This window comes from Alistipes sp. DJF_B185, assembly GCF_964250025.1.
Classification (GTDB): domain Bacteria; phylum Bacteroidota; class Bacteroidia; order Bacteroidales; family Rikenellaceae; genus Alistipes; species Alistipes finegoldii.
In genome coordinates, this window is sequence record NZ_CAXUDY010000004.1 from 1 (window position 1) to 14,952 (window position 14,952).

13 protein-coding genes and 2 tRNA genes are annotated in these 14,952 nt (G+C 43.3%); 14 read left to right on the forward strand and 1 reads right to left on the reverse strand.

Going from position 1 to position 14,952, the window contains the following annotated elements; genetic code table 11:
* From ACESTR_RS06565 to ACESTR_RS06610, 10 genes are all read left to right on the forward strand, one after another.
* Window positions 1-190: hypothetical protein (locus ACESTR_RS06565; protein ID WP_373179026.1), on the forward strand; the 190-nt coding region annotated here is incomplete at its 5' end.
* A gap of 426 nt (window positions 191-616) precedes the next feature.
* Window positions 617-955 (forward strand): hypothetical protein, encoded by a 339-nt coding sequence (locus ACESTR_RS06570; protein ID WP_256169424.1) that lies wholly within the window; start codon window positions 617-619, stop codon window positions 953-955.
* A gap of 28 nt (window positions 956-983) precedes the next feature.
* Window positions 984-2,828, forward strand: a complete 1,845-nt coding sequence (locus tag ACESTR_RS06575) for a PL29 family lyase N-terminal domain-containing protein (RefSeq protein ID WP_373179027.1) — start codon at window positions 984-986, stop codon at window positions 2,826-2,828.
* 297 nt (window positions 2,829-3,125) lie between these two features.
* Complete coding sequence (gene tnpA, locus ACESTR_RS06580) at window positions 3,126-4,061, forward strand: transposon Tn4555 protein TnpA (RefSeq protein ID WP_004292844.1); 936 nt, start codon at window positions 3,126-3,128, stop codon at window positions 4,059-4,061.
* 141 nt (window positions 4,062-4,202) lie between these two features.
* Window positions 4,203-5,321: a tyrosine-type recombinase/integrase gene (locus ACESTR_RS06585; RefSeq protein ID WP_004338318.1), complete on the forward strand. Its 1,119-nt coding sequence runs from the start codon at window positions 4,203-4,205 to the stop codon at window positions 5,319-5,321.
* Window positions 5,322-5,568: 247 nt separating this feature from the next.
* The gene (tnpC, locus tag ACESTR_RS06590) at window positions 5,569-6,426 is read left to right on the forward strand and encodes a transposon Tn4555 protein TnpC (RefSeq protein WP_004339687.1); all 858 of its coding nucleotides are present in this window, start codon (window positions 5,569-5,571) and stop codon (window positions 6,424-6,426) included.
* A gap of 199 nt (window positions 6,427-6,625) precedes the next feature.
* Complete coding sequence (locus ACESTR_RS06595) at window positions 6,626-7,000, forward strand: excisionase family DNA-binding protein (protein ID WP_004338328.1); 375 nt, start codon at window positions 6,626-6,628, stop codon at window positions 6,998-7,000.
* A 5-nt stretch (window positions 7,001-7,005) separates the two neighbouring features.
* Complete coding sequence (locus ACESTR_RS06600; protein ID WP_004348225.1) at window positions 7,006-8,103, forward strand: AAA family ATPase; 1,098 nt, start codon at window positions 7,006-7,008, stop codon at window positions 8,101-8,103.
* Between the two features lie 3 nt (window positions 8,104-8,106).
* On the forward strand, window positions 8,107-9,222 hold the full coding sequence (locus ACESTR_RS06605) for a DUF6371 domain-containing protein (RefSeq protein WP_004292742.1): 1,116 nt from the start codon (window positions 8,107-8,109) through the stop codon (window positions 9,220-9,222).
* A 282-nt stretch (window positions 9,223-9,504) separates the two neighbouring features.
* Window positions 9,505-10,908: a hypothetical protein gene (locus ACESTR_RS06610; protein ID WP_004292734.1), complete on the forward strand. Its 1,404-nt coding sequence runs from the start codon at window positions 9,505-9,507 to the stop codon at window positions 10,906-10,908.
* A gap of 92 nt (window positions 10,909-11,000) precedes the next feature.
* On the opposite strand, the gene ACESTR_RS06615 is transcribed toward ACESTR_RS06610, so the two are convergent.
* Window positions 11,001-11,966: a CfxA family broad-spectrum class A beta-lactamase gene (locus tag ACESTR_RS06615; protein ID WP_373179028.1), complete on the reverse strand. Its 966-nt coding sequence runs from the start codon at window positions 11,964-11,966 to the stop codon at window positions 11,001-11,003.
* Between the two features lie 876 nt (window positions 11,967-12,842).
* Between ACESTR_RS06615 and ACESTR_RS06620 the strand changes: the two genes are divergently transcribed.
* From ACESTR_RS06620 to ACESTR_RS06635, 4 genes are all read left to right on the forward strand, one after another.
* Complete coding sequence (locus ACESTR_RS06620) at window positions 12,843-13,196, forward strand: hypothetical protein (protein WP_373179029.1); 354 nt, start codon at window positions 12,843-12,845, stop codon at window positions 13,194-13,196.
* Window positions 13,197-13,211: 15 nt separating this feature from the next.
* A complete protein-coding gene (locus ACESTR_RS06625; RefSeq protein WP_195273070.1) occupies window positions 13,212-13,703 on the forward strand; it encodes a hypothetical protein in 492 nt (163 codons plus the stop codon).
* Between the two features lie 983 nt (window positions 13,704-14,686).
* Window positions 14,687-14,761 (forward strand) — tRNA-Val (locus tag ACESTR_RS06630).
* Window positions 14,762-14,810: 49 nt separating this feature from the next.
* A tRNA-Val gene (locus ACESTR_RS06635) sits at window positions 14,811-14,888 on the forward strand.
* The last annotated feature ends 64 nt before the right edge of the window (window positions 14,889-14,952 follow it).

Consider the following 14,952-nt stretch of genomic DNA (forward strand, 5'->3'; position numbering starts at 1 on the left):
AGAATATCTTTATCCGTTCGCGGATGATGTCATGGAATGGTGGCTGATTGATTCATGGCTGGCCGAACGACTGAAAGAGCAAGGCGAGGTTATCATCGAGGAATACGGTTGCTATTGGTGGGGCAGGCAATCCAGCGGACAGGCGATTTACATGGACGGCGTAATACAAGAAATCTGCGGGAACGATTAACCCAACTTACAACTAACAAAGTTTCGATTCCATACTCCCCGCTATTGGATAGAAACTTTGTTTTCAAGAACTTTGCACAATAAAAGCACAGCAAATTTCCATAGAGTGTTCTGTCTTTTAGAAACATTTTCTATCTTTGTGTCGTTACCGAACAGGTAGCAGACATATTAGTAACGTGAAAGTGTTTCGCGTTTACTCTCAAATAGAAATCTGACAGTTTCAAAATTAGCACGAGAGTAAGCAAGACAGACACTCTTCATTTGTGTAGCTATATATCATCCCGATATATACTGCCAAGTGTGGAGATTTGCTTATTTGTGCTAAGGTTTTGTCAGAACCTCTATTTGGATAAGCGAACAACTCCACGCTTTCTTTTTGCATATAACCCACCGCAGCAGGAGTTGATACGGTACAACATTTATGATTATGCCGTCATCAAGTTTCGAACTTCTTGAAAAGCAAATTGAATCGAATCCGATTCAACAGAATCTCTATCGGCAATGTTTAATAGAATGTACGCCGAATAACACAATCTTATCAAGAGCAAAAATCATCTTATTACTTGCTACCAAATTAACAGAAAGCGAAAATTCTGTTTTGTCTTTACCTGATGGGGAACTACCCGAAAGTTCGTTGCAAACCTATGCCGAAATTGGAGCACTATTACTTTATGAATTATATCCCGAACAATCGTCCAATAGCCATGATGCTATCCAACAATTAAAAGATAAATTCAAAATGATAATAGAGGGAACTAATCAATGATATTTCAATTTTATAATTTCGATTAACTATGAAAAGCTTACTATCCTTACTGCTTTGCAGTTTATTGCTGTTCGGTTGTAGCGATAAGTACGATGACAGCGCATTGCGCAATGATTTGAATGACCTCGAAAATCGCGTAGCGAAATTAGAGGAACTCTGCAAACAGATGAACACGAATATTTCATCGTTGCAGAAGATTGTAGAAGCATTGCAGGATAATTTGTCGATTTCCAAAGTTGAACAAATTTCCGATGGTTATATTATCTATTTTTCCGATGGTTCTACTGCTACTATTAAAAACGGCAAAGATAGCGGTGATGCTCCCGTTATTGGTGTTAAACAAGATACAGATGGCTGTTATTATTGGACGCTTGATGGCGAATGGCTGACTGATGAAAAGGGAAATAAAGTAAAAGCACAAGGTACAGACGGTAAGGACGGAGTTGATGGCGAGGATGGAAATGACGGTGTAGACGGAGAAGATGGTACGGATGGAACCAATGGCAAAGATGGCATTACACCACAACTGAAAATAGAAAATGGTCGCTGGATGCTTTCAATGGATAATGGTAAAACTTGGACGGATATAGGGCAAGCAACGGGAGCTGATGGAAAAGACGGAGAAGATGGAGCAGACGGGACGGATGGAGAAGATGGTGTCGATGGCAAGGACGGAACGAATGGCATCTTCAAAAGTGTAAGAGAAGATGATGATAATGTCTATTTCACATTGGAGGACGATTCTGTTATTACGATTCCCAAAAGCGATAATTCAAAGTTTGCAATTGCATTCGATACAACGGATATAGCCATTCTCAATGGAGGAGAGAGCAAAACGATTTCCTATACGATTACGAGTGCAACGGAAAATACGGTTGTCAAAGCCATTGCACAGGATGGATGGAAAGTCAAAATAAATGCTACCTCTACGAATAAGGGAACGATTACGATTACTGCACCCAATCCGATTGTTGAGAGCGAAATCCTTGTGTTTGCTAATGACGGTTCCTATCGTACTGTTATGGTATCTTTGAATTGTATGCAGGGGCAAATCAATATAGCAGATAACTCTATTGATGCTACTCCTGCTGGGGGTACACAGGAAATCAAATTGACAACGAATTTGGATTATACCGTTGAGATTCCCGACAATGCAAAATCATGGTTGTCGTTGGCTCCCGAAACACGAGCCATGCGGGAAGATACGATTGTTTTTGAGGTAACTGCTAACGAAGGGATTCAACGCTATGCAACGGTTGCCTTAAAGGATGAACAAGGGAATATCCTGCAAACGATTATCTTTCGACAATTGGGAATGTGTACCGAAATACATGTCGAAACGAAAGGTGAACTGGAAAATGAATTGGCGGATTATGATTATGCCAATATCGAATCGTTGAAAATCACGGGTGTGCTGAATGATGTCGATTTCTTGTTTATCTATCGCATGATGCCCAATCTGAAAAACCTCGATATTGCAGAGGTAAATATTACGGCATTGCCGACACAGGCATTTTATAATTCAAAAAATGTCGAGCATCTGATTCTCCCAAATACATTAATAACGATTGGGGAAGAAATGTTTTATCAAAGCGACCTCAGAAGTGTTGTAATCCCTACAAATGTAACAACAGTTGGATATTCTGCATTCAAGAGATGTTCCTCTCTAACAACTGTAACCTTTGAAAAAGAGTCTCAACTGAAAACTATCGGTGGCGATTATTATTATGGTGCTTTCTCGGATTGTACTGCATTGACCTCTATTGAGATTCCAGCAAGTGTGGAAACGATTGGAAATACGGCATTCCGCCTATGTATTTATAACCATAGAACAACCAAAACTAATCAGAAATATCCGAGTGTAAATCTTTAATTACCAGCATATTCTAAAATTTAACACTTTTCGGTTGCCATTTGTCGCTTCCCAAATTTCCACATATTTTTGAGACGTATTTCTGACGTGGAGAATTTGCGGGGCTTGTTTTTTGTCACACCGTGCAGACAGTTGACAAGGGTTTACAACCGTTTACGACAAGCGACAATAACCGCCCCGATATGCGGAAACAGTCACACTGTGTAGAAAAGCGACAATGGTTGACTTCCGTTCACATCCGTTTACCATTTCAGAGATATAGGATTGAAGAAATGAACCATTAAACGATAAAACGGTATGAAAGCAACCAGAAAATGCAGTTTTTGCGGCAAGTCCTTTGTAACCCGAAGCGGTATGCAAAGATATTGCAGTGAGGCTTGTCAGGCAGAAGCCAAACGAGCCAGAGTGATGCAGAAGAACAACCTCTTCAAAGTCGCCCAACCCTTGATGGAGATACAGCATCAGGAGTATCTCACCTTTTCCAAAGCAGCCATCCTCATGGGCTGTTCCCGACAGTACATTTACAAACTTGTAGCCATCGGCAAGCTGAAAGCCTCACGCATCAGCAACCGCATGGCATTCATCCGCAGAGCCGACATCGAGCAGATGTTGGAGGGCAATCCCTATCACCGCATCCTGCCCGGCAACACCTCCACACCAAGGAAATCATCTTCATCTTCCTTACCTGCCAAAAGAGAAAAAAGGGAAAAGGAAAGCGAAGAAGTGTTGGACTTCTATTCGGGCGAGGAGGTGATGTCCCTTTTTAAGGTAAAGCAGTCATGGCTTTACACTTCCGCCAAGCGTAACCATATCCCCATCTGCCGTATCGCAGGAAAGAACTATTACAGCAAGAAGCATATTGACGAGTTTTTCGGTGTGGCAGTTGATATTAGCGAAATTACCGACTGGCTACTGACCGAGGAGGTGGAGGAACTGTTCGGCATGAAGCCGACCGCACTCCGTGCCTACACCTATCGCCATAAGATACCCACTAAAAGAGAGTACGGGCGTACCTATTACTCCAAATCACATTTGAACGAACTCCGCAGAACTGACCTTGTGAACGATGAACGCTACTATACCGTTGAGCAGGTGCAGCAAATCTATGGTCTTTCGTCAGCCAACATCTGCCATATCGTCAAGGTGAAGCACATCGAAAAGATAAAGGTGGGTGTGAAAAACCTGCTTTTGCGCTCAGATGTGGAGCGTGTCATGGCTGAAAGGAACAAATAACCGTGAAAAATCGGGATTATCGAAAATTATTTCAAAATGATGTATCGTGGAGGTATTCACGGATATTTCACGTTGTTCCTTTGCCATCGGAAACATGGATACAACTCCAAAATGTATACAACCAATTAAAACATAATTATTATGAGTAAATGCAAAACAGTTACCTTGCGTAAGCGCAAGATTAAGAACGGGACACAGTATTCACTATGCCTTGACTACTATCCCGGCTACCGTGACAATGTCACCATGAGAGTGATTACACGTGAAGCCTTAGGAATTTACATCTTCGCCAAACCTGCAAACCAGCAGGAACGGGACTTCAACGCACGCATGATGAAGAAAGCGGTCATCCTGCGCAACCAGCGCTACGAAGCCATTTTCAATGAAAACAACGGCTTTTTTGACAAGACCAAGATGAAGGGCGATTTCCTTGCCTATTTCAAAGGACTGGCTGACCGCAAGAATATCAAGTGGCAGCACGTATACAAGCATTTCCAGCGGTTCGTGAACGGCAAATGCACCTTTGAGGAGGTGGATGTGGATTTGTGCCGCAAGTTCATGGAATACCTGCTTGATGCACCCCAATCCATCCACACCAACCAAAAGCTGCACATCAACTCCGCAGCAGGCTATTGGTCAACTTTCCGTGCCGTGCTGCACACCGCTTACCGTGACAGGAAGATAAAGGAGAACCCAAACGGCTTCTTAGACCGCATCGAGTGCATTCCCACCATCAGGGAGCATTTGAGCCAAGAGGAACTGATACGGCTTGCCGAAACACCCTGTGAGGAGGAGGTCTTGAAAAAAGCTTTTCTTTTCGCCTGTCTTACGGGACTGAGAAAGAGCGACATCAGACAGCTCACGTGGCAGCAGATACAACCATACACCAACGGCAGGATGTTCGTTACCACCCGTATGCAGAAAACCAAAGAAATAGTGCATAACCCCATCAGTGATGAAGCCTATGGACTGCTGGGAGAACGGGGCGAGGGACTTATCTTTGAGGATTTCAAGGACAAGATGCTGCAAGGACCACTCCAACGGTGGCTCACGGCAGCAGGGATAACCAAGAAAATCACCTTTCACTGTACCCGCCACAGCTTCGGAAGCCTGCACGTGGAAATGGGAACGGACATGGCTGTCATCCAAGCCTATCTCGGACATAAGAACATTACCACCACACAAATCTATTCCAAGATAGCAGCGCAGCAGATGTGTCAGGTGGTGGACAAGATAACCTTGAAGCGCAAGGAGGCATAAATGTCTCACATTGACAGGTATTCAGAGGGGCGGTTATGGCTACAAGGCTATAATCGCCCCTCTATGTTTTTGGCTTGATGCCACCATTTATAAGCCCCTCAGAGTATGAAACAGAGTATGATATGATGACATTTCGTGAAATACATTGAAAAAGACCGTTCTAACCGCAAATAACGGGCAGTAATTGGGAAAAATAGCATTAACTTTGCACAAAATAATACAGGAACATTCAATCTCTCAACGAAATATGGAATCATCAATCAAGGACAAATACATCATCTTGGGCTTTGTCGGCTTCGCCATCGTCCTAATATCTTCCATTGCCACGCTGGTAATAGCGGACAGCTTCAACCAAGACAACTTTGTCAGGTGGATAGTATTCGTATGCTGTAACCTGTTGGGATGGTTGCTCTATCTCTCCTTTCAGACACTTATCTTTGATACATACGAAATCTACAAAATCAAGTTCGGCAAGAAAGAAACGATTGCCGAAGCCATAGAGGTGCAGGAAGAACTGTCACAAAATACACTTGAAGAAGCCACATCTGTGCCTGGACCTACATCAGTCCCTGAGCCTGTACCCGAATCATCCCCGACAAAAGAAGAGACACTTATCCAAACACAACCGATAGAGCTTACTATCGCCCCGGATCTTCACGAAAAGAACCGTGCCAATTACGCAAGCAGAGAGCAACGGGAAAAGGAAGAGCGCATCCGCATGGTCATGGAGTATTGCCATTATTACCTGCCTCGCATTGCCGACCAAGAAACCGTGAACCACATCTGTACTGAGGTGGACAAATGGATGAATCTTAACACTTATACCCCGAAGCCCATACAAAGACCGTTTACCAAAGACATCAACAACATTCCACTCCGTCACTTCGTATGGAATATCTCTGAGCGTTTCCTGTACAAGAGATACTACAATGGGGATAACCGTGCCAAGTTCATCAAAGCCCTTTTCCCGAAATCGTTTGCTGATACAGACTTATCAACCATCAAGAATTTCAAGGTAGAGCCGTTAAAGACGGAAATTCCCATTGATGAACCCGAAAACGGCAAACTTGATTTCCACTATCCCGAGGATTATGTGCGGAATTAGGATAATCACGACACCAACGACAACCATCCGGTAACTCATAACCGCCTGTTTTACATCGTTTCCCGAGTAATTTTACCCGTCATTTATGGCTGGGCTTAATTATTCGGGAATTATTTTGCAATGACGTGTCGTGGAGATATTCACGGATATATCATTTCAGTCCTTTGCGCCAAGTCTTACAAAAGAGACGAGTACGCGAATGGAAAAATCAATTCTTACCTTCAACGACCTCCCCGAGGTTGTCGCTCAGCTTCGAGACGAAGTGATGAGCCTGAAAAGCCTGCTCGCCGAGCAGCGCAGTGTGAACAATGCCAAAACGGTGGACACCCACGTGCCCATGTCTGTGGACGAGGCAGCAGAGTATTTAGGTATCCCTAAGGGTACGCTCTACATGAAACTGTCAGAAGGGACAATCCCTGCCACCAAGCCCGGCAAACGCTATTGCCTTTACCGTGACGAACTGGACAAGTGGCTGGAAACCGCCCGAAAGAATCCCATACCGTTGTCAGACGAGGAACTGAACAAGTCCTTATCCTCTTCCCACCGTCGCAAGCCCAACCCACGTAACTGGTGAATGATATGGAAGAGGATAAGAACTATATCAACCTGATACGTGGCGACCTCACAAAAGCATCCCAAGCGCATAACGGTATGCCCGACAGTGTAGGCATGATGAATATCAAGACGGCAAACCAAACCATTCTTGAAGCATCGTTATTGCCTACGCCCCGTGCGCTGTGGGACAGCTTTTGGTACGAGGGGGAACTCTCCTGCTTGTTTGCCGATTCCAACGTGGGCAAGTCCATCCTTGCCGTGCAGATAGCCGACCGCATCGCCCGAACCGACAATGTGCTGTATCTGGACTTTGAACTGTCCGAAAAGCAGTTCCAGCTCCGCTATACCAACGAGCATGGAGAGCTCTACACCTTTCCCGACAAACTCTATCGGGTGTCTATTGACTGCAACCAGCTTTTGGATGCCAACTTTGAGGAAGCTATCATAGGCGGCATTGAACAGATGGCTGTGCAGACCGACTGCAAGATTTTCATCATTGACAATCTTACCTACCTGTGTTGCGCCATGGAGAAAGGCGATGCCGCAGGACGGCTGATGATTCAGCTGAACAATCTCAAAAAGAGATATGCGCTCTCTATCCTTGTCCTAGCACATACGCCCAAACGCTCTTTGGATTGTCCCATCACATCCAACGACCTTGCCGGAAGCAAACGGCTCTACAATTTCTTTGACAGCGTGTTCACCATTGGAAAAAGTGCCCAAGACGGAGGGCTTCGCTATGTGAAGCAGCTTAAAGTGCGCTATGGCACGTTCTCTCATGATGCGGATAATGTAATCGTTTACGAGATTGACAAGGTGGATGCTTTCTTGCAGTTCGTGTTCAGGGGCTATTCCACGGAAAAGGAACACTTGAAAAAATTGGGCGACAATGAATCAAGCCAAAGGGATTGCCAAATTCTGCAACTCTCCCAATCGGGCAAGTCCGTCAGGGAGATAGCCTCACAGGTGAATTGTGGCAAGTCCACCGTAAACCGTATCATCCAGCGCAGCAAAGAGAGTAAAAACGCAGGTGTCCCAAGTGTCCCACTGTCCCAACCCTTAGAGTGTGGGACAATGGGACAGGATGGGACAGCCGACAATCAACCATCAAAAACGGACTAAGCTATGGGCAATTATTCATTACAGAAGTATAAAGGAACGGCAACACGGCATACCTGCCCCAAATGCGGAGACAGGCATTCTTTCGTCTATTACGTGGACGAAAATAATGTGCCGTTGCATCCATCGGTCGGCAGATGTAACCACGAAAGCGGTTGTGGGTATCACTACACTCCGAAAGAGTATTTTCAAGAGCATCCTGAACACAGAACTACCAATGATTTCTCTTTTGACAGGCAAAGAGCAGAGCAGAAGAAAGTGAAGCAGCAAAGTAAGCCGACAGCCATCGGCTATATTCCCCCTCACTATGTGGAGAAGTCGCAAAGCGAGCGTAGCAATTTCTTCCGTTTCCTCTTCACACTCCTTACTTCCTACTATGGCGACAAGGCGAAAGAGGTGTTGAAGCGGTTGTTGGAGGAATACCGTTTGGGGGCTACCCGTGACGGCTCTGTTATCTTTTGGCAGATAGACAGGACGGGCAAGGTACGCACGGGAAAGGTGATGCAGTACAATCCCGAAGACGGACACCGTATCAAGGGAGGACAGACATCGGCAGTGAACTGGATACACAGCATATTGAAAAAGCAGCGTGTGTTGGCAGAGGATTGGCAACTATCCCAATGCCTTTTCGGGGAACACTTGTTGAAAACGCATCCCGACAAGGTGGTGGTCTTGGTGGAATCCGAGAAGAGTGCCGTTATCGGTTCTGCTATCTTCCCCGATTATGTATGGCTGGCTACGGGTGGTAAGAGTCAGATGAGAGAAGAGAAACTCCGTGTACTGTCAGGGCGAACCGTGCTTCTCTTTCCCGATGCCGATGCTTATGCCGAGTGGAAACAGCGAGCCGAGAGCATGTACTTTTGTAAGGTGGTGGTTTCGGACATCATCGAAAGGAATGCCACCCCGAAACAAAAAGAAGCCCATATCGACATAGCCGATTGGATTATCTTTCAGATACGGGAGGGCAAGGTGATGAGTACAGCCAACCACTTGGTCGAGGCTGAGAGAATCCTCCAGCGGATGATAGAGAAGAATCCCGTCCTGCAAAAACTGATAGACGATTTAGACCTTGTGCTGGTCGGTGCATCTCCAATCGGCAACGATGATGAAAAACCTCCCTGACGGAGGAGAGCGGAAGCCGTAGGCTGGAGTTTGCAGACAATGGCTTGCCATTGATATAGCCCACTATAACTACACGCTCCGCTTACGTAGTTGTGGGCTCTCCCGAGGGGATTAGGGTTTTACCCTAATGACCCACTCAGGGCGTTTCTCCCCTGAGAACCCAGAGCAAAGAGTGACCCTCTCTTTGCAATCTCCGCTTATGGGTTGCACCCCTAAGAACCCCATGCGTTTACGGACAGCGGAAAAGCAAACAATAAAGTACAAACCAAAAAACAAGTATCTATGGCAACAAAATCAAGCATACATATCAAGCCCTGCAACATCGCATCGAGCGAGGCTCACAACAGGAGGACTGCCGAATACATGCGCCACATCGGAGAGTCCAGAATCTATGTCGTTCCTGAACTATCCACCGATAACGAACAGTGGATAAATCCCGACTTCGGCAGTCCGGATTTGCGGATGCATTATGACAATATCAGACAGATGGTAAAGGAAAAGACCGGACGTGCCATGCAGGAAAAGGAGCGTGAACGCAAAGGCAAGAACGGTAAAATAGTCAAGATTGCGGGATGCTCCCCCATACGTGAAGGAGTGCTGCTTGTCAGGTCGGACACCACACTGGCAGACGTGCGTAAATTCGGTGAGGAGTGTCAAAGACGCTGGGGAATCACACCGCTGCAAATCTTCCTGCACAAGGATGAAGGGCATTGGCTGAACGGTCAGCCGGAAGCGGAAGACAGGGAAAGCTTCAAAGTCGGGGACAGATGGTTCAAGCCGAACTATCATGCCCATATCGTTTTCGACTGGATGAACCACGAAACAGGAAAGAGCCGAAAGCTCAATGACGATGACATGATGCAGATGCAGACCCTTGCATCCGACATCCTGCTGATGGAACGCGGGCAGTCAAAGGCTGTCACTGGTAAGGAGCATCTGGAACGGAACGACTTTATCATTGAGAAGCAGAAAGCTGAACTGCAACGCATGGATGCAGCCAAACGGCACAAAGAAGAACAGATAAATCTTGCCGAGCAGGAACTGAAACAGGTGAAATCAGAAATACGCACTGACAAGTTAAAGAAGACAGCCACCACGGCAGCGACAGCCATAACTAGTGGAGTTGCTTCTCTTTTCGGGAGTGGAAAACTGAAAGAACTGGAACGTGCCAACGAAAAACTGCAAGACGAGGTTTCAAAACGGAACACCAATATTGAAAAATTGCAGAGCCAAGTACAGCAGATGCAGAAACAGCATGATACGCAAATCCACAATCTCAGAGAAATGCACAGGCAGGAACTTGACATGAAAGAAAAAGAACTGTCACGGCTCGCCAGAATCATAGACAAGGCTTTCAGGTGGTTTCCGATGTTCAGGGAAATGCTGCGCATGGAAAAGTTTTGTGCCATGCTGGGATTCTCTAAAGAAATGACTGAAAGTCTTATAGTCAAAAAAGAAGCCCTGAAATGTAGCGGTAAAATCTATTCCGAGCAACACAGGCGGAACTTTGATATAAAGGATGATATTTTAAGGGTGGAAAATGACCCTGACGATGAAAGCAGGCTGAACCTGACAATAAACAGGAAGCCGATTGCCGACTGGTTCAGGGAGCAATGGCACAGGCTTAGATATGGAGCAAGAGTGCCGCAACAGGAAGAAAGAAAAAGTAGAGGATTCAAATTATAATAGAAGCAATTTGATTAGTAATCTAAAAGCACTCCGATAACGATTAGAGTGCTTTTAGATTGTTTATCATTAATTATCAAAGCAAGTGCAGTTTAAGATTTTACTGAAGTTTGCATTAATAAAGAATATACTACAGCTGATATATGCGCAACATATTGTGACGCTTGTGATTCATTTCCCTTGAAATCCTTAACAAATACCGCTAAGGTATAACTGATATTATTAGGCAGACATATATAGGCAACATCATTGTGAGCTGCAAGAACACCATTTTCATTAACATAACCTGAACCTGTCTTATGCGCTATAACAACCCCTTCTTTATCAAGAAGTGGAGCTGCTATCCTATCTACACCTGTTTTGCATTCTTTTAACGTATTCTTAATGAAACTTTGTTTCTCATCATCGATAAGACCTTCAGTAAACAAACGATTCATCAACATTGCAGCACCAAGAGGAGATGTATAGTTAGAGTAAGCCTTGTTATGGTCAGCCGACATTTCCTCTTCCGTATAAGCTATCTGAAAACTTGAACGAGGAATGAGTGTGGCTATAAAACTATCTGTTTGAGCGACATTAACCATATCCTTAAACATAAGGTTGCTTGCATTGTTGTCACTCTGAGTAAGAGTATAACGCAGCAAATCTCTCACTGTCAATGATATGACTGGCCCTGAATAATCTTTCAGCATAGGACTCCAAGTCTTTGGGTCAAGTTTATCCCTATTTATATTTACTAAGGTATCAAGTGAAATTCCTTTATTGTCAAAGTCATTACAAAGAGCTAATGCCTGATGAACCTTAAACACACTCATCATAGGATAAACACTCTTATTATTGACCTTAACCGTATCTCTGTTATTAACAATAACCGCCACACCAATTTCGCCAGGACAAGCTGAGACAATTTGAGAAATGCTATCAGTCAAAACATTTGTTAAAGGAGGATTTGCGCTATCTTTTGTCGCTGATTTATGGAACAATGAAAATACCAAGATGAAAATGCAAACTAAAGCTATACTCAAAACTACGATTTGTTTTTTTCTGTTTTTTCCCATGTTTATATTATTTATATTTGTTTGACGAGAATATCTTTATTTGCCGACAAAGGTACATAACTTTACGGAAAAATATGTTTCTAAAATATATAAATAGACAGCTGTGGGGAAAATGTGGGGAAAAATTAGATAATTAAAAAGGCTAAATGACTGGAAATAATCACTTAGCCTTTTAATCCGTACCCAGACCCGTACTTCGTAATTGCTGCGCCCATCATTCAAGACTGTCAAATCGGGTCTTTCCTGTCAAGCCAATGATGCCTATGCGTATGCCAAACACATGGATTACGGATTTCTCGTTCCGTGAACAAACACTTTATCCGCAACTCTGCTATGTGGTGTATTGGCTTAACTCCATTTCTATGGGCAACACTTTTGTTGCAGATTTCAAGCAGCTTTTATCGAAATACCCATCAGTAAGAACTCGTTTATTAGGCTTTCCTCATAATTGGGAACAAGAGCCTTTGTGGAGATAAAATAATTGCCCTGTTTCTTAAAAAGCACTGGGGCAAACCAGCTCCGTCTTTAATTGTTTCCAATAAATGGATTGTTTCAAGCCCCTATAGAAAGAGAACAAAAATTCCTGTGTGAAAATTAATCTACGACAAGGAGCAAGCAAGGAGCAATATCAAACAAAAATCAATACCTTTGCAGTACATATGAGATAGACCAAAACAAAAGTGGAATATCGGAAACGAATAGCAAGGAAAAGAGAAGAAACGACCCAAGTTGATGTCCTTTTTGAGTTAATAATCAATAAAAGCGTTAAATCTTCACCTTTTAGAATGTGCAATTAAAAATAACAACCATATTTCTGACTTATTATCTATAAAATATTGAGTAATAATCGGTTGTAAATACAAGCGTTGTTCCAAATTGACAACCGTAACCTTTGAAAAAGGTTCTCAGTTGAAAATTATCGGGGGAGGATTTGATACTAATGTTGGGTATCGTTATATTTATGGTGCTTTCAGTGAATTGAAGAATCTAATGACCGTCGATATGTCTGCTTGTACACAGGTTGAGATAATCGAAGAATGTGCCTTTTACAATGATCCCGAACTGCGATTATTCAAAGTCAGCACGGAAACGCCACCAACTTGTGAAAACAATGCTTTTGTCGGCATAAATCCTTATTCGGTACTGAAAGTGCCTTCGGGTTGTGCCAATGCTTATAAAGCCGCAACAGGATGGAAAAACTTTGCAAGCATTACGGGATTAGATGAATAAAAGCATTTCGGCATTATGGAAAATAAAAGTAAAAATACGTCTGAAATATCACAATGGATTGACAATTATTTACACATTTCTATCAATACCGAGGAATACGTGGAAGTTCGGAATTTCTTAATATTATGGAATATATTTGAAGCGAAATGGTTCAAATGTAATTTCGGAAGAAATAAGTGCAATATCCAAAACATACATTTAGCGTCCGATATTGTTAATCAAACACTACAATACTTACAAAGGAGATATATAACGAACGGTTCTACAAACGAGCGATTCAAGAGATTGCGATTGAGAAATAATGATGATACGACCTCTGTTCAGCGTGTTTTATTAGGGCAAACCAATAATTCATGTGATATTATTAAAGCCATCATCATGATTATTTACAGATACCGTAACAATCTATTTCATGGAGAAAAAGCCATCGCATCATTGCCGATACAAAAGGATAACTTCATCTATGCGAATAAATTTCTGATTGCTTGCCTTGAAGCAGCAAAATAACAAAGGTTTCTAATAGTGACAGACTTTGTGAAAAGGTTAATCTATAAGACCCTTTTGCAGAGTTTGTCACTTTCTTATTTTGTTTATCTCACTAATAATCTTATCTTTATAAAGATAAACAACAGTTAAATTTTAGCTAAAATGAACAGATACAAACAACCGAAAACGGAATGAATGACCAAAGCATGAGAGGATAAACAAGCTATTTGCAAGTTGGTCGAATGGAGCAAGGCAGAGGGAATAGGCTTAATTGTCATAAAGCCCCAAAATGAGATTTATCCCGAAATGTTTTACTTTGTTTTCTCACCCGAAACAGCGGACATAAATAAACCCGTTGAAATCGCACTTGTAAAGAACAAACAATGAATAATCGGGTGAAAAAGCGACCTTGAAGAGATAAACGATATAATAGGAATAATAATCGCCAACGAGATGAAGATGGAGGGCATGAGCGAAACGGTAAATTTATTCGACTGCCTTGTCAGAGCGAACACTATATTATTTCATTACACTACACCCGACGGACGGGACGAGATGGTGAAATTCCCGTTAGCTGGATTCTGTGAAAACTATCTGATGCAATTTGCAAAGTAGCGGCAGAAACCGTACGGTAGTAACGGAACAGACGCACGTATTAAGAGGTAAAGAATATTACTCCACAAAAAATGGAGTTATATATACTATATATCTTAAAAGGTTAAGGGCAGGCCGAAAAAAATGCGGTTTTCCTTTGACCTCAGAATTAGGACCGACTTTGCAGGATGGTCTATTTTAAGACCCCCTGCACAAGTTGGTCCGATTTTATTCAAATATAAGATTGTCAATTAATTCACTATTGTTTAACCAGCATTGGCTTTATGCAAATGTGTAAACCAGCGTGTAAACCGAACGAACAGCCAGCGAAAAAAGATTTCCCAAAATGAAGCGAGGACTTGCAGGAATGATTTATTTATCATACATTTGCACTCGCAATTCAGCAAAAGGGGAGCTTAGCTCAGTTGGTTCAGAGCGTCTGCCTTACAAGCAGAGGGTCGGGGGTTCGAATCCCTCAGCTCCCACTAAGTTGAAACCATCCAAGAGGATGGTTTTTTTATGCGGAAAAATTCTGGGAGCATAGCTCAGTTGGTTTAGAGCGCCTGCTCGACAAGCAGGAGGTCAGCGGTTCAAATCCGCTTGTTCCCACCAATGAAAATCAGACAGTTGCAGGAGTGCGGCTGTCTTTTTTCATGCCCTCGGCGGAGGGGCTTTC

Bases quoted from the DNA above. Each gene is read 5' to 3' on its own strand.
- ACESTR_RS06570 (WP_256169424.1), top strand. From the start codon at position 617: ATGCCGTCATCAAGTTTCGAACTTCTTGAAAAGCAAATTGAATCGAAT.
- ACESTR_RS06575 (WP_373179027.1), top strand. From the start codon at position 984: ATGAAAAGCTTACTATCCTTACTGCTTTGCAGTTTATTGCTGTTCGGT.
- tnpA (WP_004292844.1), top strand. From the start codon at position 3,126: ATGAAAGCAACCAGAAAATGCAGTTTTTGCGGCAAGTCCTTTGTAACC.
- ACESTR_RS06585 (WP_004338318.1), top strand. From the start codon at position 4,203: ATGAGTAAATGCAAAACAGTTACCTTGCGTAAGCGCAAGATTAAGAAC.
- tnpC (WP_004339687.1), top strand. From the start codon at position 5,569: ATGGAATCATCAATCAAGGACAAATACATCATCTTGGGCTTTGTCGGC.
- ACESTR_RS06595 (WP_004338328.1), top strand. From the start codon at position 6,626: ATGGAAAAATCAATTCTTACCTTCAACGACCTCCCCGAGGTTGTCGCT.
- ACESTR_RS06600 (WP_004348225.1), top strand. From the start codon at position 7,006: ATGGAAGAGGATAAGAACTATATCAACCTGATACGTGGCGACCTCACA.
- ACESTR_RS06605 (WP_004292742.1), top strand. From the start codon at position 8,107: ATGGGCAATTATTCATTACAGAAGTATAAAGGAACGGCAACACGGCAT.
- ACESTR_RS06610 (WP_004292734.1), top strand. From the start codon at position 9,505: ATGGCAACAAAATCAAGCATACATATCAAGCCCTGCAACATCGCATCG.
- ACESTR_RS06615 (WP_373179028.1), bottom strand. From the start codon at position 11,966: ATGGGAAAAAACAGAAAAAAACAAATCGTAGTTTTGAGTATAGCTTTA.
- ACESTR_RS06625 (WP_195273070.1), top strand. From the start codon at position 13,212: ATGGAAAATAAAAGTAAAAATACGTCTGAAATATCACAATGGATTGAC.